This is a genomic window from Chryseobacterium viscerum, assembly GCF_025949665.1.
GTDB classification, from domain to species: Bacteria; Bacteroidota; Bacteroidia; order Flavobacteriales; family Weeksellaceae; genus Chryseobacterium; species Chryseobacterium viscerum_A.
Genome location: NZ_JAPDFT010000001.1, coordinates 908,809 through 929,390 on the forward strand (window position 1 = coordinate 908,809; position 20,582 = coordinate 929,390).

A 20,582-nucleotide genomic window follows, 5' to 3' on the forward strand; every position below is an offset into this window, starting at 1 on the left:
TACTATGTTTTATTTCTTAATTAATTTGGCATTCGCCGTTTTGTTGTTATCAGTTTTTATTGTCACCAGATAAGCTCCCTGAACCAAAGCCTGGGTATTAATCTTAGTTACTCTGTTCTTTGTTTTTATACTCTGAAGCTGTCTTCCACTCATATCATATAACAGAATATCAGCATCTTTAAATTCAAAACCGATTTCTACGTAAGCATAATCTGAAACCGGATTCGGATAAATCTTAATGTCATATTTTTCAATTAACTGATCAACCTGTTTGTCACCCAACTTCACAATCTTCCAATTTTCTTTACCAAGTTCTTCGGCGCTGGTTCCGGCAAGAACAATAGAACCGTCTCTGTTCAGCTTCAAATCTGAAAGTCTCTCTTCTTTTTGTCTGGATTCTCCTTTCACATGCTTTCTCCACTGTTCATTGCCATTCTGATCCAAATACAGCATCCAAAAAGTTTCATCATCTGTCTGTATTCTTCCTTCTGCCTGAGTGTAACCTCCTAATAAAATTCCTTTGGAAGATTTGTCATCCGCAGAATGAAGAACGCTCATTCCCATCAAAATATCACGGTTTTTGAAGTTGTAGGATTTCTGCCACTGTTCATCGCCTCTTTCATTCAAAGAAATCAGCCAAAGGTCTGTTCCTTCTTCCAGTCCAACCGTTTTATTGCCTGATCTTTCTGATCTGGATTCTCCACCGATAACAAAACCATTTGATATTAATGCCAGGGTTCTGATATGATCATCACCTTTGCCTCCAAAATTCTTTTCCCATTCTACTTTTCCGTTTTTGTCTAACTTGACGATCCAGTAGTCTCCTTCACCGAAGTTTTCGCTTTGTTTTTGTACAGTTGTCAGTTGTCGGGTGTCGGATGTATTTTGAGGACTTTGTACATTATACATTTTACTTTGTACAACTGAACTCCTGGAATAAATTCCCAATAATGCTCCTCCGTCTTTCGTTGGAATCATTTTCTCCACTTCGTCTAAGCCTTTTCCCCCTAAGATTAATTGGGAGAGTTCTTTTCCGTTTTTATCGATTCTGGTAATTAAGACGTCTTTAGAGCCATAACCTTTTGGAGCATTCTGTACATTCCCTGCAACAAAGAATCCTAAGTCTGTAGTTTGGATTACTGCTCTGGCTTCTTCGTCTGAAGAACTTCCTAAAGTTTTCTGCCATAATTCATCACCGAATTCATTGATTCTGATCAGCCAGATATCTGATCCTCCTTTGGAATCCTCTTTTTTATCCAGTCCTTTTCCTGAATAAGAAGTTCCGGCTAATAAAAATCCTCCATCCTGTGTAGTAACAGTGGCTGACAGATAATCATGATTTGATCCCGAGAAATATTTTTCCCAGGCTTCTTCACCCTGCTGGTTGAGTTTGATAAGATGAAAATCGTACCCATTATTCTGCTTACTTCCAGCCTCCAGCTTCCCGCTTCCTGACTGTATAGAACTTCCGGTGATCAAATATTGCTGATCGATGGTTGTGGTAATCTGGCTAAGAAAATCCTGGGTAGAGGATTTGATGTCTTTCTGCCATACCACTTCCTGGGCATGGATACCCAAGGCTGTACATAAAATAAATGCACTGAGAGAGATTTTTTTCATTCCCGTGTTTTTTAAGTTAACATTGTTTGTAATGATAAATCATGGTTAAATCTGATTATCTGGTGATAGATCTCTGAGAATCAAATTGGTTTATATTGTAAAATGTTTCAAAACTATTCAAAATAATATTCTTTGTGGAAAAAAAATATTGTATTTCATATGCATGAAAATTTGTACATATTAACTTGATTTTAAATATTTTAAAAGTAGCTGAAGAATATCCGCCGAATGAATGTAATTGAATAAAAATTTCATAGTTATTGTTTTTTAGCCAGGATTTGACTGATTCATAAAATCTGACAAATTTAACACTTTTTAACATATGTATCCGAATATGACTTTGATTTAATACAAAAATATTTCTTTGAAGCGACAGAACCTGTCGTGTTATTTAAAATTGTACACGTTTTCATATGATTAATCCTTACACATCATTGTTAGATGCAGCAATGATAATAAAGATTTCGATCTTTTGTTTACGGAAAAGCGTAATGTTCTGAAAGCCTGTTCAGACCATACTTTCTAACCACTCAAAAATATTTCCAGCCATTATCACATGTCGCTCCAGGTACTTATAAAAGTGTCTGTTGATATTTCGTAAGTATCAATAGCGGACTTAATAAGCCCCTGAAACACGTGGTTGATATATCGGAAACCGGTTTTGAAATAGCGATAACAAGTTGATCAAGTGTTTACAGGGAGTTTAGAATAAGTTGGAGACACTTCACCAATAACCTGCAGGCAGTTTTTAAATAATAACACCCCCTTAGGGAAGGGGGTATTGATACTTATATAAATAGGTGTTTGAACTTCAGAACCGATTATTAATACTTGTTTAACCAATTGTTATCAGTTCTTTACGTCATCAGAGGGAGTTGGCGGAGGGGTTGAAGTCCCTGTTGTCACAAAAAACTGTTTCAGATCTTCATAAATAACATTGGTACCCGGAACATTTTCTCCTGAAAGGAATTTCATGTTTCTATAGAAGGTGATAGCGTTGTGGTAGTTATCGTGATCCAGTAAAACTTTAGTATCAGACAGCTGCTCAGTTAATGAGCTCATGATTTGCAGGCGCTGTTCTACCTGTTCTCTTCCCAGATAATCCTTATCGAATTCTGCTTTATCTAAAAAGTTCGGAACATACTGGGGATATTGCTCCATGTAGATTTTAGCTTTGTTGACGAAGAGTTTGTTTTGCTCTGCAATACTTCCGTATTGTTGCCTTTCTTCCGGAGTAAGGTTGATGGTTTTTCCTGATAGCACCGTTTCAATAGTATGCAATGCCTGATCGAGGTTATTAAGTTCTTCTGCAGTAAAACTTATACTGATTAAATTGTCTAATGCCATAATTTTGTGTTTTTGGGTTTGTCTTATCAAATATAAGAAGCGTAAAGCATAGAAAAAGTGGCTGTTGTAAAGTTTTCAGACCGTGTTCATCAGAAAATAAAAACAGGATAATAAGGTTTATTTTTTCTGAATTTTTGAAGAAAAAAAAGAGTGTGTAATGAAGGAAATGATGAAATAGGAGAGGAGGATACTTTTAGAGCTCATTATGTTGTTTTTTAGGAAGCGTTTTTATTAATGTTTTTTTATTTAAACCTCATAAATGTTGATTTATCATGGAACATAACATACATCAGGGTACAATGTGAAACGATTTAGGGAAATGCTGTGCATCAAGCAGGAGGCATTGGCTCTTGACCTTGGGGACGACTAGAACCAGAAGAAAGTTTCTCTGCTGGAACAGAAAGAAATTATTGAAGACCTCTTACTGAAAAGAATCTCTGAAGTATTGAAAATTCCAGTGGAAGCGTTTCAGAATTTTGATGAGGAACAGGCGGTGAATATTATTTCTAATACGTTCAATAATGATTCTTTTCTGAACACAGGGCATACACCTACTTTTAATGTCAATCCTATTGATGAAATAAAGAAGTTGCATGAAGAAAAAATGGAACTTTATGAAAGGATGTTGAAGGAGAAGGATGAGATGATAGGGAGACTGGAGAGGTTGATTGACAATAAGTAGTTTAAGATATTATAAATGAAAAGCTCAACATTTCTGTTGAGCTTTTTGTATTGTTAATCTGCTATTTTTACTTGTCCGTTCATTAGCATTGGTAGTAGCCAATCACGTAAAGAGGAAAGTTCTTGGTTTTGTTTTAGATTAGATTGTCTTTTCTTTTCTAAATCTGTGGCAAAAACATTAAATTTCTTTACTAATTTTTCATCTGGTTTAACGACATGATAAGAATCCATAAATGAATCAAATTGGAAATTTTTAATACCACTAGTTTTTCCCTCATATCCAAAGAATACTCCTGCATCATATAACCTTTGCCATTCTTGCTGAAAGTTATATGCATAAGTTTCGTCCTTTAATGTAATGGCTTTGCAAAAATTAGAACAAACTATATTAGTATCAAAACGCTCAAAAGACTCTTTTGTAAGTAAAGCTATCCGAGCTGTAGATTGAGTGGGACTTCCTCCTGAAATTTCTATAATAAAATCATTTGGTTGTAATTTTTTTGATAGATTATTTTTTAGAATAAATCGTTGGGGAGCTTTTATATCTCCTTTTCCATTTAAGCCATTAATATCTGCTCCTCTTACACAAAAAACTCTTTCTGTGTAATTTCCTTCAATTTTATCTTTACCCCAATCTCCTGTTTTGGTTTTTTCTATCCAGTCATTAAAAACAGTAACATCCCATCCTTTTGGAGTTTTCCTTTTCAAAACCTCATTATAGACCATTTTACCACCTGAAGATTTATAAGGCTTGCTTTCTTCATTAGGAAAATCAAACTGTACAAACCAGTAGTCATATAGTGTTTTGGCCATTTGCTCTAGTTCTGCATTGATGCTGTTGTTGAGCTCTATTTTATCATCTAATGCAGATAAAACAGACGCGATTTTTTGTTGAATGAAAAGCTCTTTAGGAAAATTTATACTTAGGTTATATAGAATACTTTGTGTTAACAAAGGTTGGCTTGATCCAATTTGTTTACTATTTAAATCAATAGATTTTACTAGATAGTAGTTAAAGTCATTACATCCATTAATTGGCAAGCCAGCTAGCGCATTATCCGAAACCCAACATTTTCCAGAATGTTTATGTACACTGCCACAATTAGCACCTACACGACCAATTATAATAATATTCTCATAATTATACTCATTGGAATAACCAATTATTCCATTTCCACCAAAAATTGGATATTTTAAACCATTTCGCTTAGCTATTTTTCCATTTTTAATTTCAATAACACTTTTCAAACTATTCATACCTCAATCCTTTTAATTGTTTCTGAATTTCAGTATCCAAAAGATTTCCTTCAGAAAATAAAATATTCAAACGTTCTTCAAAACTTTGCATTTTATTCTTGAATTCATCAGCGGTAATATCCTTATATTCTATTTTAACTTCAAAATACTGCCCAGCAGAAAAAGAATAATTCTTTTCTTTTATCTGTTCTTTGGTTACTATTATTGAAAGGTCTTCTACGGCTTCTTTATTGTTAAATGTCCCTACAATTTGAGTTTCTTCCTCACGGGTTAACACAGTACGTTGGTTTTTGCCCTCTTTTACAGTTTCACCGAGCTTGCTGGCATCCATAAGGACAATATGTTTGCTGTCGGCTTTTTTATCTATAAATAATACTGATACGTTGGTACCTGTGCTTGCAAAAATATTGCTAGGCATACTTACCACACCTCGTAACCAGCCTTTGTCTATTAATCGCTCACGTATTTTCTTTTCTATGCCACTTTGTGCTGTAATAAATCCGGTAGGTACTACAATGGCTGCCTTTCCTTTATCATTCAGGCTGTGCATAATATGTTGTATAAACAACAGATAGATAGCCATTGATTCCTTTTTTGTTTTTGGTACATTAGGGATACCTGCAAAAAAACGTTCTTTAAAATTATCCTTTTCTAAATCATCTCTGAAATCTGAAAAATCGAGTTTAAAAGGTGGGTTAGATACAATATAATCAAACTTTTGCTTCTCCAGATAAAATGGTTGGGAAATAGTATTGGTTTTAATTACATTAGGGATACTATGTATGAGATCATTGAGAATTAGATTCAATCGTAACATAGTACTGGATTTCTGAGAAATATCTTCAGAATAAATAGTACATCTATTCTCTCCAATTTTATGAGCCAAAGACATTAATAAGGAACCTGAACCTACGCTTGGATCATAACATTTTGCTTGCTTTACAGGCTCCGGAACCAAAATATTGGCAATAATACGGGAAACAGCATTTGGTGTGTAATATTCAGCATATTTACCTCCGGAATCAGAATTGTAATCTTTGATTAAGTATTCAAAAATATCTTTAAAGAAATCATATTTTTCACTGAAATAATCTTCAAAACTTTCTTCAAAGTTAAATTCAAACAATTTGTTAATTAATGCTCTACAAAAATTATCACGCTCTGAACGGTCAGTGATAAACTCGCTTAAATCATTAAAAAGTAAATCCTTAGCTCCGGAATATGATTTTATGGAATATATATCTGCATTCTCTATACTAATACCTCTTAATGTTTCATCAAATGTTTTAGCAAAATCATCACTATTTTGATTATTATGTAAATGTGCAATTAACTGATGGGGTTTTAATCTAGCAACATTTTCATCTAACAAATCAACTAATAGTTCAGAATCAATATCTTTACCTAGTTCTTGTTGCTTTTTTTTTAGTTCGTAATGGAACTTATCATTTATAAATTTATATAAAAACATCTGTGATATGATCTTGAACTCGTTACCGTCATTTCCAAGACCAAAGTTAGCACAGACACTTTTTAGGTTGTCAATTAGTTGTTCGGTTTTAGCTTTGTATGTTATATCCTGCGTCATTTTTATATTCTGTTGTTATACAGCTGAAAATATTCTTTTCCAATAAGGTTACTGATATTTTGCCTGGTATCAGTGTCTAAATTTAATTTTTCTTCTATTACGAATTTTTGAGCAACCAATCGAACCAAATAACGTTCGAATAGCGCTTCATTATTTAAATAATCCTCCTGTCCTTCAAGTCTGGTATCTACTTCATTTTTTACCTGCATTAGTGCCCTGTGAAGTTGTATTTCTTTAGCATTAAGCTTACTTTTTTCGGTCAGGCGTTTGTGGATGCGGACGTATTTTTCATCGTTGTTGTACTTGGCTTTCAATAATGCATTTTTACGGTTCAGCTCTTTGGCTTCATCATATATTTTACGAAGCAAAGGTAAGTTTTCTACCATTTCAGCTTGCGTTGTTTCGGTGAGATTTTTTTTCTTGAAAATACGTTCCAGTTCTTCTCTTAAACTTACAAAAACTGGATCGTTCTGGTCAAAATTATTTTGCAGGGCTTCACGTGTTTTGCGAAGCTGATCTTTCAGTTCATCTGCCAGTTTTAGTTCTTCTTCTCCTACTTTAATAAATTGGAAAACAATATCCTCCAATGCAATATTCAAAAGATTTTGAGTTTCTTCAGCATTAGCAAGATTTTCAAGAAGATTGAGATTATCCAAACGATTTTGTGCTTCAATTAATAAGCGGTTTAGAATTTCAAAGTCTATGAGTTCTCCCAGTCCCTGTAAATCTTGCAATGCTATCAGGTTTTTTAATTCTTTTGCAGTGCGTAAGGCTTTTACCAACTGTAACAATTCTTTTTTATCAGTCAGCTGAGCTATTTGCTGTGAGAATATTTCCCTGTTTTCAGTATCATAATGGAAAAGAGTTTCTTTGATCTTGTCAATCTCCTCTCTGATTTCTTCTTCTGATTTGAACAAGTTAGAATACATTTCCATTTCATCACCAAGCTCGTCTTGCAATTCTTTAAAATACAGTTGATTGGTACGGTCAAAAGCTTTGGATATGTCAGCAAAATCTACTACATACCCATATTGATAGTTTTTGTACGGACGGTTTACTCTGGTCAATGTCTGCAACAAATTGTGATCCTGAATAACACGTGCCAAATAAAGCTTTTTTAATCGTTTGGCATCAAAACCTGTTAATAGCATATTGTATACAAAAAGAATATCTATCTTTCCTCCTTTGTAGGCTTTTATCAGTTCCTTACGAGTGGATTTATCATTTTCATCATGCAGAATTAATGCAGCGGTTAATTTGTCTTTTTTACGCTTACCATAAGGAGCAGATGCTTCCGCAACTAATGGTAGTTTATCTGCATCTGTTTCTTGTTCGCCATACTGTTCTTCAAATAGCTGGAACAACATTTTAGCTTGTTTGGAAGAATCGCAAACAACCATTCCTCCCAAAGATTCATCTTTCCAGCGATCTCTAAATTCTATGAGATCTTTAGTTATATAATTAAGTAATCCTTGTGCAAATGGTCTTTCGGCATATACATCTGATATTTTGATGTCTCCTTTCAGCAATTTGATCTGCTCCATTACTTCCTTCATCTCCATCTTAAAGCTTCCTTCGATTTCTTCACGAATCAAACGTAAGGTGTAGCCGTCTGCAATGGAACGGTTGTAATAGTATTTGTGAATATAGTTTCCAAAGAGTAGCTTAGAATCATATTCCTTTGTAACTTCTCTTAGCAATGGAGTTCCTGTTAATGCTATAATTACAGAATTTCTGTCAGAATTGATAAGATTGGCAAGGTAGTTACCTTTTGGATTGTAACTTCTATGAGCTTCATCCAAGAAATAGACACGTTGAGTATTGATATCATAATCCGGTAGTTTAATAATCGTTGAATCTTCACTAAACTTCTGAATATTGACTACTGTAATTTCAGCTTGTCCACCATCATTATGAATAGCGCCTACAACCTGTAAATCTTTAATAAATTCCTGTCGGGAATTAACTTGATTAACTTTTAATCCACGATTAGAAAATTCTGTAGAAGCCTGAATCAATAGATCAATTCTATCCACAATAAAATAGAACTTTGGAATCGTATTTTGTTTCTGGTAATAATCAGTAAGATGTTTAACATTAAAAAAAGCTAATGCTGTTTTTCCTGAACCTTGTGTGTGCCAGATAATTCCCTTGTTTTTTCCTTCACTTAATTTTTGAGTAATAGCCATAGTCGCAAAAATCTGCGGATAACGCATAATATGTTTTTGCAAACCGCTCTCTTCTTCTACATAAGCAATGGCATAGCGCAATATAAAAGCCAGACGTTCCCTGCTGAATAAAGAAGTAAGTATGCGGTGTGTTGGCGTATAAGGTTCCTTATTAACTTTAAACTCGGGGCTATGTTTTATAACTAATAAATTGTTGTCTTTTAGAATGCTATTTTCTTCAGAATCTGAAATTATTCCAAATTTTTGTTTAACCGGAAATTCTTCATCTTCACGGAAATAGTTGAAATGCAGATCAGCATAAGCTGCTGTTGCATAAAAAGCTCCGAAAACAGGTTCTACAATACCATCTTCATATTCCATGTTATTGGAAAAGACCATCAATTGAGTAATGTTGGCAAAACGTCGGAAATGCTTGTTTTTAAAGCGGGTATTTATACGGGTTCTTTCATCAAGTACACCTTGTTTGTTATGTGGTTTTTTTACTTCAACAAAAGCCAGTGGTATACCGTTTATTAAAATCGTAATATCAGGTCTGAATTCTTCGTCTCCATTTTTAGCTGTTAATTCAGCTGTTACATGAAAACTATTGTTGTTGAAGTTCTTGAAGTCTATCAGCTTAATGCCAGAGTTAGCAGTAAGTCTTTGAAAAAACTTTCTTCCTAAATCATCATAATCTAATTCTAAAATAATTTCATCTAATATACGTAAGATATCTTCTTTGGATACATCTGGATTAATACGCAAGAGACTTTCAACAAAAATATCTTCGAAAATATTAGTTTCATCTCTACGATTCTGTTCCGAAAATGGAATATACTTGTAGCCCAACTTCATAAGATGAAGAAGGGCTGGAATTTTAACTCTGGAATTTTCGTTAAATGCCATTAGGAATTTTCTCTGTTATTGGTTTAGTTCGGCAAAGATAAGATTCCGAGCTCCTCAAACGAAGAAATAAGACAAGTAATTTCTATTTTTCTAGTGTTAAAATTTCAATTATTTTATTATCAATATTTAAGAACTTAGAGTATTTATTGAGTGTCTAAATTAACTAAATTCACCCTCCTACACATCCACCTCCTCAACCTCCAAACCGGCAGATACACAAACACCACAGACAAAATCCCAGCCAATACACCTACCACCACAGCCATTACCGTAGCATCCAGTTTATAATCTTTTGAAAAATTATACTGTCCTATAAAGAGTAGGGAGAGTACCAATGAACCTGTAATTAAGCCATGTAAGATGCTTAGCTTGGTCATGAGCTTTTTAATATTCAGCTGTTCGTCTACGGTAAACTCTATGGCTTCCTGGCTGGCGGCATCGGTTACTCTTTTGATGATATCAATGGTAAGGACTACTGGAAGGAAGATGGCCATTGGCAGGGTAAGACGGGCCAGGTTTTGGGTTCCTGAGAAAAAATGGGTGTAGCCTAATTCTTTGAAGCTGGCATACGCGATGATGAAATTAAAAAATACATTCGGGAGGACATAGTAAATCGTACGCTTGATGAGAAAGCGTCTGAGGGTGGTTTTTTTTATAGGTTTTGGCTTTGGCGGCTTTATTTTCAATTTCATGAGGTGGTCAATAGCTCAATGGCTTTATCTTTTATCTTATGGGCTTCCTCTTTGGGAAGGAAATTTTCATTGGACATGAAGGTGAAGTCCATCTGCTGGTTGTACGTACTGGCGACTAAGGTATTCGAGTTCAGCCATGGGAAAGCCACAGTAGGACTAAATACCGTTTCCAGATTGAAATTTGTGTAATCATTCGGGATATTCACCTTTCCCATATTGGATAAGGTTACATCATGTCCGCCTTCGCTGGATCTCAGCATACGGATCATACGTTCCACAATGGGGTGCATATGTTCTCCCATCCACAGGAGTTCACGGGCTTCCAGCTTATCAATTTTCTCAATAAGATCTCTTTTGATCTGTCTGGCATTGCTCAGAACATCTTTGCTGTCTTTTTTCAGGGAAAGTTCTACGGTTGGAGCAAAAGCAAATAAATGATCTTCTTTTATTTCCGGGATAAAATGACGTACATCTACAGGACTGATCACCTTCCCTTTGGCACGGTCTCCCTGAATATCCCTGAACGCCTGCATCACGGAAGAACACAGCAAAGCATGGACGGAGATGCCGTTGGCCTTACATTTTTCTGTGATCAGTTTTGTATCCTCCGGCGTCATTTTCCAGTGGATGGCGTAGTTTTTTCCAAGGTTTCTCTTTTTACTTTTTCGCTGGATAGAAAAGAATATTCTGGCGAATAGCAAGTAGAGGCTAGCTTTATATTTTTTGATTCCTGTATTAAAATCCGAAGGCAGAAAATCATCTACAGATTCAAAAGCTACATAAGGAATCAGCGGGGAATGAGGATTATCCAGCAAACTCAGAAGTTCGCGCATTAAGGTCACTCCGGTGGTTCCGTCTGAAATGCAGTGAGGCATGATCCAAAGAATTTCGGAAGTATCCTGTCCTTTTATCCAGACTACTTCGGCCAGTGGCTTTTTAGGTGTTTCAAAAAGCTGAAACCATCCTTTTTCGGATTCTTTGATCCAATCTTCATCTGTCTTTCGTTCTACAATACGAAGGGGAATAGGTTCAATATCCTTTTGCCCCATAAAAAAAGGATAGCGTCCCTTGCTATGATCAATATTGACTCTCAGAATAGGGTGCTTCTGCTGGATTTTCACTAAGGCTGTTTTAAAATTGTCCTCAGAAACCTGTCCGTTTATTTTTGCTGTATAAATACAGTTTAAAGGTGTTTCAGGATCTACATACATGATCCTTTCCACCATCATTAAGGGTCTTTTGATCATGATACTGCTGTCTGTTTAACTTGTGAATAAATTGTCCTCAGAACCTCATCACGGATGGCTGTTACTTCAGTATAAGGTAAATAGCCTTCGCTTCCCATGATTGAAAAATCCATTCTTCCACGGTAGGTAGAAACCACCAGGGTTGTAGTATTTCCCAACGGACCAATGACCGATGGGCTAAAGATCGTCTCTACTGAAAACTCTTTATACTCATGGGGAATCTGAAGAGGTCCCAGATTAGAAAACATACAGTCGTTAGAAGACTTTCCGTTCTTTAACAGTCTGGTGAAACTTTTCAGCGCATCATGTCCGGATTCCATTACCATCATAGTGATATACGGATCCAGCTTTGAAGCCTTTTGTTCAACAGATTTCTGCATTGCACGGAGATTCTCTGTAAAGCTTAGCTTTTCATCATAAGAAATCACAATCATCAGCCCGAAAGCGAAGATATGATCTTCTTTAATCTGTTTGGCAAAACGTCTGATATCTACCGGACAGGAAACTTTGTTGAAGGATTTTTTACCTCTTACTTTTTTAAATGAATGTAATAATGCGACACTCAAAAATGTATTGACGGTAACTTCCTGAGATTTACAATAAGCGATGACCTGCTGACTTGTTTCTTCATCCAGTTTTCCATGGATCAGATAGTCATTCTGTCTTTCAACAGGCTTTTTGTTTACGGGAAGCCATTTGATGGCTGTAGCTGCCAGTCTTCCAATAAATCTGGCTTTCAGTTTTTGTCTTCGGCTGTTCAGAATATGGGCAGGAACTACATCCTGAATTCCCATTATCGGGTTTTCTATTCCTATATCGGCAGCCGGATTGTCCAGAACGATGAAAAACTCTTTTAAGAAGGCCATTGCAGAGCCACCATCACAAAGACAATGATGGAATACAAACAGCATGTCGGAGACGTCTTCTCCTTTGATCCAGATAAACCGGATCAGGGGCAGTTTTTCGTAATTAAAGGTGGTGTTCCATTCTTTTTTGGATTCTTCCTGCCACTGATCTTCACTTTGTCTGGTGACGATTCTTACAGGAATAGAAATGGTTTTTTCAGGAACATTAAACCAGGGAATATTTTTTTCATCATGGCTGATTAATGCTCTCAGCCATGGATGTTTATTTTGAATTTGGGCTAAAGCCTGCTGGATCTCTTTTAATGTAAAAGTCCCTTTCAGTCTGAACGGAATGACCGCGTTAAAAGGTTCTGTTCCATTTCCCAGTAACATGCGTTCACCAAATAGCAATCTTCTTTTCATATACGGATATCTTCTTTTTTAAGGTTGTATGAATCACAATGTCTTCATCAACCTTTGTTTCCAGATCATTGCGATTCCATGAGCTTATACGGAGGCTAATATTAAATGTTCATGTACAAAATTTTCTAATAGTTCTACGGCTTTGTCATTTCCTCCGGCAAGCGTAAATGTGTTGCGGACTTCTTGAGCGGCGGTTCTGTATTTTGGATTTTCCAATAATTCAAAAACGGTTTCTCGAAGAGCTTCTACACGCAGTCTCTTGTACCGGATGCTGATTCCGCAGCCTGCCTGCTCAATAAGTTTTGCAATGTGGAAGTGATCATAAGCAATTGGAGTGATCAGCATTGGTAAGCCATTACGGAAAGTATCATTTACCGTATTGAAACCACCGTGGCAAATCACCATATCCATTTGCTGCATTACTGCCGACTGAGGGACAAAGCTATTCACGATAAAATTGTCCGGCCATTCTTCAAAAATTTCCGGTGGAGTAGCAGCAATCACTGTTACCGGCTGATCTTTAAATGCAGCGATGATCTTTTCAAAGAAGGCTTTTCTGATATCTACCAGCAGCGTTCCCAATGATACAAATATTTTAGGAGTTGTGGAAGCGTTTAATTTATCCCAGTCAAATGGAGCATCGTTCGGACGGCCTTTCACCGGACCTACAAATTTCATATGGGACGGAACGGTTTCAAAACCAGCGAAAGCCTGCGAAGTAAATACCATATTCAGTTTGTGAGAATGGATGTAAATTCCTTCCTCATGAATACCTACTTCCTTTTGAAGGTCTTTAATCAGGTTTTGCTGCCATTCCCAGATTTTTGGAGCACTTTTTTCCGTGTCTCCCATCACATCCGGCGGAACCGGAGTTGTCGTTACACAAGGAATATTATTTTTGTGAGCGAAAAGAGCCCCTCCGAAAGTGATACAGTCGTTCACGATCACATCAGGCATCCAGCTTTCTGTAAGTCTGGTTAATCCCGGCATCATCATTTTAGCGAAAGGAACATACGTTTCTTCCAGGGCAAGCTTCATCACTTCAGGTCCGGAGCATGCAGGTCCGTCATCCTGTCTTTTTAAAATACGGGCAATATCCTCCTGATATGGGATAAGATCTTCTTCAGGATAGAAATAAGAACCTCCTTCAGGAATATGTTTGCTGTCTAAAGGCGTAATTCCGAACCATTTTACTTCGTGTCCGCGGGCAATCAGACTTGCTCCCACACTTAGAGTCGGGCTTACATGTCCGAAAAACGGAGGAACTACGAATAAAAACTTAGACGGTTGTTCAGATTTTGAAGCCTTTGATATAGCCTGTTCCAGTAGATTAGCTGCTGTAGGTGCACCTCCTGCTTCCACAAAAGACTGTCCTACTTTCTGAGCGGCTTCACGGTAGCTTGGATTATTTAAAATCTGTTGTACAGCTTCTCTCAGGTGATTGGCTTTAAATCGGTTAAAATTAAGACGCTCACCCGCTTCTGTACGCACAACACGCCCTGCAACATGCGACTGGTCATACGCAATCGGAATTACCACCAAAGGAATACCATTGGATAATGTTTCAGATACGGTATTATGACCGCCGTGGCAAACCACACCATCCAGTTGAGGTAACAGATCCAGCTGAGGAACCTGCTGATACACCATAAAGTTATCCGGCCACTGCTCGAAAAGCTGTGGGTCAGAAACGACTACTACAGTTAAATCTTCATCTTTAAAGGCATCAACGACCTTTTGGAAAAATGCTTTTTTATGATCGTGATCGAAGGTTGTTCCGATACTTACTAAAATCTTTTTATTGCCATTGCTTTTTAATTTTTCCCAGTCGAATTCACATGAAATACGTCTTTCGGTAAGAACCGGACCTGTGAATTGGTATTGAGAAGGCAGATCTTCCATTTCACCAAAGAAATAATTAGATGTTAAAACAAGGGTCAACAAATCTGAAGTTGCAAGAGAACGTTCTTCCTGGAAACCAAGCTCTTTCTGCAAGTCGATGATTTGATTGACTTCCCATTCGTGTACTTTCGGAAGCTCATTCATAATTTTAATGGCTGCCGGAGCGGTAACAGAAGTGGCACAAGGAATTCCAAGTATTTTGGCGGCAACCGGGGCTGCAAATAACTGATGATCCCCGATAATCAAATCGGGCTGATATGTTTTTAATAAAGAAACAATTCCGTTATAGCAATGTCTGTTCAGCGGGATAAGAACCTCTTCATACAGGAACTTAACGCTGTCTATACCATACACTACTTTTTTTGAAATAATATCGAGATATTGTTCACTTTCTTTTTTTTCTTCGTCGGTCTGATCGTATTGGATCAGTAATAATTTTCCTCCCTCGGGAAGTTTAGCCTCTAAAGTCGGGTCAAGGCTGATCCAGGCTACTTCATGTCCTCTTTCCAGCAGGGTAGCACCAATGCTTAAGGTAGGGTTGACATGTCCTGTCAATGGTGGAACTATAAATGCAAATTTAGCCATGGTTTTGTGTTAAAATTTTAGATAAAAATTGAGCAATCGTTTCAGCAATGCGCTGAGGTTCCTGAATAGGAATATTGTGATCACCCGGAATTAATTCAAGTTCAGACTGGCTGATTTGAGATTGCAGCCACTCACCAGTAGGTCTGCAGTTGGAATCAGCGCCATAAAGCAATAGAGTAGAAGCCGTCAGTTTATTAAAATCAGTCTCACCCAGGAAATGTTTTTCCCTGATCATATCTGCTTTGATGCTGGTCTGGTTAAACAGAAATTCATACATACGATGGTTCTTTTCCATTTGTCTTTTGCCCATCTGCACTTTGGTGGTATCTGTAAAATTGGCTACATAATGCTCAAGAAACTCTTTGCTATATTCATCAATGATGTTACGGGCTTTTTCGTCCTGAGGATCCGGAGCTTCCATCACCACGAGCTGATTCACGCGGTCAGGATATTCTAATGCTGTTTTCAACGCAATAAGACCTCCGAAGCTATAGCCTACAAGGTGTACTTTTTCCAGTTGAAGGTGATCTATTAAACCTATTAAATCGGATGACATGTTGTCAAGATCGTACCCATCCAGAAAGCGTTCACTCATACCGTGGCTTTTCAGATCGTACATCACCACATGGAAATGCTTTGCCAACACAGGGGCAATATTAAAATAATAAATGGACAGGTTACTGAACATACCGTGGATGAGTACCACGGTTTGTTCGGCTCCTTTGTTGAGTTCCTGTATATGAACTTGTCTGTTATTGACAGTGATTATTGGCATTCGTAGATATAATTGATGATCATACTAAGGTCAAGATTGATCAGCTGGTCAAGATCCATAGAAGATAACCAACCTGTAAAGTCGATCTGATCTCCAAAATGCGCTTTGATCTTTTCAGAGAAAGAGACAATCTCGATGCTGTCCATTTCAAGATCTTTGGTGAATGAACTTTCAGGAGTAATATCCATCTCTTCTACAAATTCAGCACCTATCACTTCAGTAATAAAACCTTTTAATAAAGTAAAAAGTTCTTCGTGGTTCATTTTTAATGTTGCGTTTACAGTGTCCATCCGATAATATAATTTTTATGTTTAATAGTTTTGATTTCAATATTGTTGATCCACAGGTGATCATCTTTTATAAATTCGACTTCAAAGGCTTTAGGATTTCCTTTCAGTCCTGTTCCCAGGAACTTTCCGTAAGCTTCCTTGGCTACCCAGAATCGGGTGGTCCATTCTGCCTGATCTCTGTCTTTTAATAAGGTTAATTCTTTGTCGGTAAATACCATGTCGTAGAATCCTGAACTGCGTTCTTCCATTAGTTCCATATCGATTCCTACAGATTTTCCATATCTCGCGATTCCTACGGCTTCTTTTCCTTTGTGAGCCAGAGAAATATGGATGTCTTCTGTAAAATCACTGATGAGGTAAGGTTTCCCCACTTCATCGGAACGGATTTCAAAAGTGATCGGGAAGCAGGCATGATTTTTTTCCTGACGGAGAAGATTTCTTACGGCATCTTTCACGGCCACACGGCTTACCATCCAGTTTTTCTTTTTGTTGGGTAATAACTGCTGGTGATGCTGTTTTTCCGTTTGGTTGAAATATCTTTTCAGGATAAAATCCCATGAAGCAACTCTGGTGTAGGCTTGGTGGAAGAAGAAAACTTCAGGAGCAATCTCTTCCGAAAGTCTATTGTGCAGCGGTGACATGGAAACATTCCATAAAGCGGCATCAATTTCCAGTCTTCTGTTCTGCCAGCCGGTAATGGCGCACCATACTTTTCCGTCTCTTTTCAGGATGATATCGGCGATGGCAAATTCATCATTAAGTTCGGTCAGCATACAGGTGCATTCAAAAATACCTTTCTGGTCATGCATATCTCCGAAGAATTCAATATCTCTGATTTTCACAGGAAATGCAATACGGTCTTTCACCAAAGTAAGCTGAAGCCAAAGCCCGAATAACTGTCCTGCATTATCAAGCAAAGAACCTTTGCCGCCGTTTCCTTTTATTTTTCCGATGATTCCTTTATCTCCAACGGCTGAAACTTCAGTGATTCCCTGATATTTGTCTCCATGGAACATGTGCATGTCATAGATTTCTTCAGGCGTTCTTTCAATAGGCAAAAGATTACCAATGGAAAGATTGAAATCATGGGTGGGAACATGACCCGATTTTAAGACTACTTCTGCGTTGGCAAAGTTTTCAATATCGAGATAAGCGTGATTCGGTGTGCGCCATTCTCCTTTTACGGTTTTTTCAAAAGGTTTGGCTACGTTCATCCATTGGAATACACTTACGTTCATGATTTTATGAACCTGTGTTCCCGGAATTTCCGCTTCTGCAATTTCTGCAAGCTGTTCAAAGATCATCGTCATCGGAATAACCGGTTCCATATCTGCCACATGAGCCCATCCTTTAGGCTGTCTCAATAAGCTGTGATCGATCAGGTAAGGATGACTTTCTAAGGTTACGTACAAATCTTTTGAGAAGGTTGTGCTTCTTGGTGCTTTTTGAGCTGCAGGAGCTACAGGTACAGGTCTTTGAATCGTGATTTCCGGACGGTTCTGGAATAAAGTCAGTACTTCTTCCTGCATACGGATCATATCTGCAACGTTATCCTGGAATGCCTGTACCAGCGGGTGGCCGCTTTTTGCAGCAATAGCTGAAGCTGTTGCTGTATATTGTTTTGGCGTGTCAAAAGACTGAGCCAACGCTTTTACTTCTTTAAAATCACGGATAATAGGTGACCCTAATTCCAGCTTAATGCCTTTTCCTGAAGGTTTTTTCGAGTGATTCTGAATCTCTAAAAAGTCAAGAGCGATTGTTTTTCCTTCTACAAATAATGAAGCAACTACACGTTGTAACTGCGCCAATGCAGAACGGGTAGGAACGCTGGAAGCAATGGTACTGAAGGATTTCCCCTTCAAAGTATCATCAATGAATCCGATAAGACCTCCTGTACCCACCTGAATGAACACTCTTGCACCTTCTTCGTATAATTTATCTGTCAGTTCACGGAAGCGGACAGGTTCTACCAAATGCTCGGCACTCAGTTTTCTGATCGCTGCCTGATCTGCAGGATAAGGTTCTAATGTTGTGGCAGACCACAATGGAATTTTTGTCTGCTGAAACTGTGCTTTTTCCATTCCGGCAAGGATCACATCTAGTTTATCAGCGATAAAAGGAGAGTGGAATCCGGACTGGAACGGTAATACCTGATGGAAGATCTGTTTTGCTTTTAACAAAGGAACTAACTCATCCAATGCTGCATTGCTTCCGCAAAGAATCACCTGATTAGGGCAGTTGTCATTGGAAACATAAAGGTTTGGAATTTCAGTAATAAAAGGTTTTATGACCTCAATTCCGGCTCCTATGGCGATGAACTTGGAATCTTTTAATTCAAAAGTTTCAGGATTCAGCACATCAATTAAAGCTTTTACTGAGTTGGCTTCTGCCAGCTCAGATGAATATCCTGCCAGCCATTCTCCTAAACTGTGTCCGGCATTCATATCTGGGATAATTCCCAGTTTTTTCAGTGAATTATCGAGGATACTGCAGTTGTTGAAAATATTTAAGGCATCGGTTAAAAGGCCTTCACCTTCCGTTTCGATAGGGGCTGTCAGTCCAAAATAACGGCTTACCGTTTCTACTTCACCTTTTGCCAGGCCATCTAAGCCGGGAAATACAAAGGCTACTTTACCGCCATCTTTTAATAATGGAGTAGAAGTATACCAGATATCCTGTTTGTTTTTCCAGATGATATTTTTGGAAACAATTTTAATGGCTTTTTCCAGTCTGGCAGGTGTCGGATCGAATATCGCAATCCTGAAATCTCCTTCACCAATGGTCGTTTCATTATTTTGTAATGCAGAAAGCAGTTCTTCATGGGTAGGTCTTGCCAATATCAACACATGATCTTTTTTCGGCATATCATAGCCTTCCAGAACAACGTGAGCATTGATTCCTCCGAATCCGAAAGCATTCACTGCAGCTACTTTTGGCAGTCCTGTTTTTGACCAGTTTTTGGCTTCCTGCACAGGTTCAAACCTTGTATTCTTCATATCCGAAGTCGGATTTTCACAATATAAGGTTGGTGGCAGAGTATCGTGATGCAATGCTAAACAGGTTTTAATTAATCCTGCAATTCCTGCAGCTGGCATAGCATGTCCGATATTGGACTTTACCGATCCGATACCTGCTGCCGGCGCAGTTTCTTCTTTTCCGAAGAACTGAGCTAAGGTCTGAAGTTCTGTTTTATCTCCAAGGGGAGTTCCTGTGCCGTGCGCCTCAAGATATCCCACTTTATTTTTGTCTAAATCAGCATTGATCCATGCCTGTTCTAATGCTTTTAACTGACCTTTTACGGATGGGCTCATCACGCTGGTTCCATTACCATCGCTGCTTACCCCCACGCCTTTGATCACCGCATAGATTTTATCCTGATCACGAACGGCATCTTCTAATCTTTTTAAGACTACAAAACCGCAGCCTTCCCCAATCAATAGACCGTCAGCATCCATACTGAACGGTTTGATCTGCTGTTGGTGAGACATGGCACCCAACTGGGCAAAAATACTCCAGAAAGCGGCATTCTGTCCAGTGTGTACACCTCCTGCGATCATAATATCGGAACGACCTCTCTGAAGTTCCTGTACAGCATGATCTACAGCAATTAAAGCAGAGGCACAAGCGGCATCTACAGTAAATGCAGCGCCTCCTAAATTGAAGCGGTTGGCAACAAGAGAGGCAACAAGATTGGGAATTAATCCCATGGCAGTATCTGCTGCAAAACGTCCTTTACGCTGTTGAAAAGCATGTTTTACTTTTTCAATGTCTGCAGAAGAAACCTGAGGCAGCAATTCCTGTAATAATGAAGAAATTTGTTCTCCGGTTCTTACAATTTCGATAGCACGGGTAGCTCCAGGACCTGTGTAATTTCCTTTACCAATGATGATTCCCGTTTTTTCAAGGGAAATATTCTTCTGAAATACACCTGCATCTTCAAGCGCTTTCTGTACCAGATCAAGGGTAAGCAAATGGTCAGGTTCCGTTCCTTCAACAGCCAATGGCAGGATACCAAATGCGGTAGGATCGAATGTATAATCAGGGATAAATCCTCCACGCTGACAGTAAAAACGGTCAACGGGACTTGTCGCATCACTGAAATGAACCGGATCTATCCGATCAGCCGGAGCCAGCTCGGTAGAATCAACTTTATTGACAATATTCTGCCAAAAAGTGCTGGCATCCTGTGCCCCGGGAAAGACACAGGATAGACCAATTACAGCAACATCTGTTTTTTTCATACTTCGTTTATACAG

General features: G+C 38.0%; 12 protein-coding genes and 1 pseudogene. 1 reads left to right on the forward strand and 12 read right to left on the reverse strand.

What is annotated here, in order from left to right:
• Window positions 1–9: 9 nt before the first annotated feature.
• Window positions 10–1,620 carry a T9SS type A sorting domain-containing protein gene (locus OL225_RS04280; RefSeq protein ID WP_264517378.1) on the reverse strand — a complete coding sequence of 537 codons (1,611 nt, stop codon included), beginning with the start codon at window positions 1,618–1,620 and terminating at the stop codon, window positions 10–12.
• Between the two features lie 849 nt (window positions 1,621–2,469).
• Window positions 2,470–2,967 carry a hypothetical protein gene (locus tag OL225_RS04285; protein WP_264517379.1) on the reverse strand — a complete coding sequence of 166 codons (498 nt, stop codon included), beginning with the start codon at window positions 2,965–2,967 and terminating at the stop codon, window positions 2,470–2,472.
• Between the two features lie 272 nt (window positions 2,968–3,239).
• Here OL225_RS04285 and OL225_RS04290 point away from each other — a divergent pair.
• Window positions 3,240–3,649: pseudogene (locus OL225_RS04290) on the forward strand (XRE family transcriptional regulator).
• Between the two features lie 53 nt (window positions 3,650–3,702).
• On the opposite strand, the gene OL225_RS04295 reads toward OL225_RS04290, so the two are convergent.
• The 10 genes from OL225_RS04295 to OL225_RS04340 all read right to left on the reverse strand — a co-directional run bounded on the left by OL225_RS04295 (window position 3,703) and on the right by OL225_RS04340 (window position 20,567).
• Entirely contained in the window at window positions 3,703–4,905 is a 1,203-nt protein-coding gene (locus tag OL225_RS04295) for a restriction endonuclease subunit S (RefSeq protein WP_264517380.1), read from the reverse strand.
• Window positions 4,898–6,493: a class I SAM-dependent DNA methyltransferase gene (locus tag OL225_RS04300; RefSeq protein ID WP_264517381.1), complete on the reverse strand. Its 1,596-nt coding sequence runs from the start codon at window positions 6,491–6,493 to the stop codon at window positions 4,898–4,900. The genes OL225_RS04295 and OL225_RS04300 overlap by 8 nt, the downstream gene beginning before the upstream one ends.
• Window positions 6,494–6,495: 2 nt before the next feature.
• Window positions 6,496–9,567, reverse strand: coding sequence for a type I restriction endonuclease subunit R (locus tag OL225_RS04305; RefSeq protein ID WP_264517382.1), 3,072 nt, complete (start codon window positions 9,565–9,567; stop codon window positions 6,496–6,498).
• A 143-nt stretch (window positions 9,568–9,710) separates the two neighbouring features.
• Complete coding sequence (locus OL225_RS04310; protein WP_264517383.1) at window positions 9,711–10,259, reverse strand: hypothetical protein; 549 nt, start codon at window positions 10,257–10,259, stop codon at window positions 9,711–9,713.
• Window positions 10,256–11,506 carry a phthiocerol/phthiodiolone dimycocerosyl transferase family protein gene (locus OL225_RS04315; protein ID WP_264517384.1) on the reverse strand — a complete coding sequence of 417 codons (1,251 nt, stop codon included), beginning with the start codon at window positions 11,504–11,506 and terminating at the stop codon, window positions 10,256–10,258. Before OL225_RS04315 ends, OL225_RS04310 begins: the two co-directional genes overlap by 4 nt.
• Window positions 11,503–12,774 (reverse strand): condensation domain-containing protein, encoded by a 1,272-nt coding sequence (locus tag OL225_RS04320; protein WP_264517385.1) that lies wholly within the window; start codon window positions 12,772–12,774, stop codon window positions 11,503–11,505. Before OL225_RS04320 ends, OL225_RS04315 begins: the two co-directional genes overlap by 4 nt.
• Before the next feature lie 84 nt (window positions 12,775–12,858).
• A complete protein-coding gene (locus tag OL225_RS04325) occupies window positions 12,859–15,261 on the reverse strand; it encodes a glycosyltransferase (RefSeq protein ID WP_264517386.1) in 2,403 nt (800 codons plus the stop codon).
• On the reverse strand, window positions 15,254–16,036 hold the full coding sequence (locus OL225_RS04330; RefSeq protein WP_264517387.1) for an alpha/beta fold hydrolase: 783 nt from the start codon (window positions 16,034–16,036) through the stop codon (window positions 15,254–15,256). Before OL225_RS04330 ends, OL225_RS04325 begins: the two co-directional genes overlap by 8 nt.
• The gene (locus OL225_RS04335) at window positions 16,027–16,326 is read right to left on the reverse strand and encodes an acyl carrier protein (RefSeq protein WP_002977699.1); all 300 of its coding nucleotides are present in this window, start codon (window positions 16,324–16,326) and stop codon (window positions 16,027–16,029) included. The genes OL225_RS04330 and OL225_RS04335 overlap by 10 nt, the downstream gene beginning before the upstream one ends.
• On the reverse strand, window positions 16,314–20,567 hold the full coding sequence (locus tag OL225_RS04340; RefSeq protein ID WP_264517388.1) for a beta-ketoacyl synthase N-terminal-like domain-containing protein: 4,254 nt from the start codon (window positions 20,565–20,567) through the stop codon (window positions 16,314–16,316). The genes OL225_RS04335 and OL225_RS04340 overlap by 13 nt, the downstream gene beginning before the upstream one ends.
• Window positions 20,568–20,582: the final 15 nt, after the last annotated feature.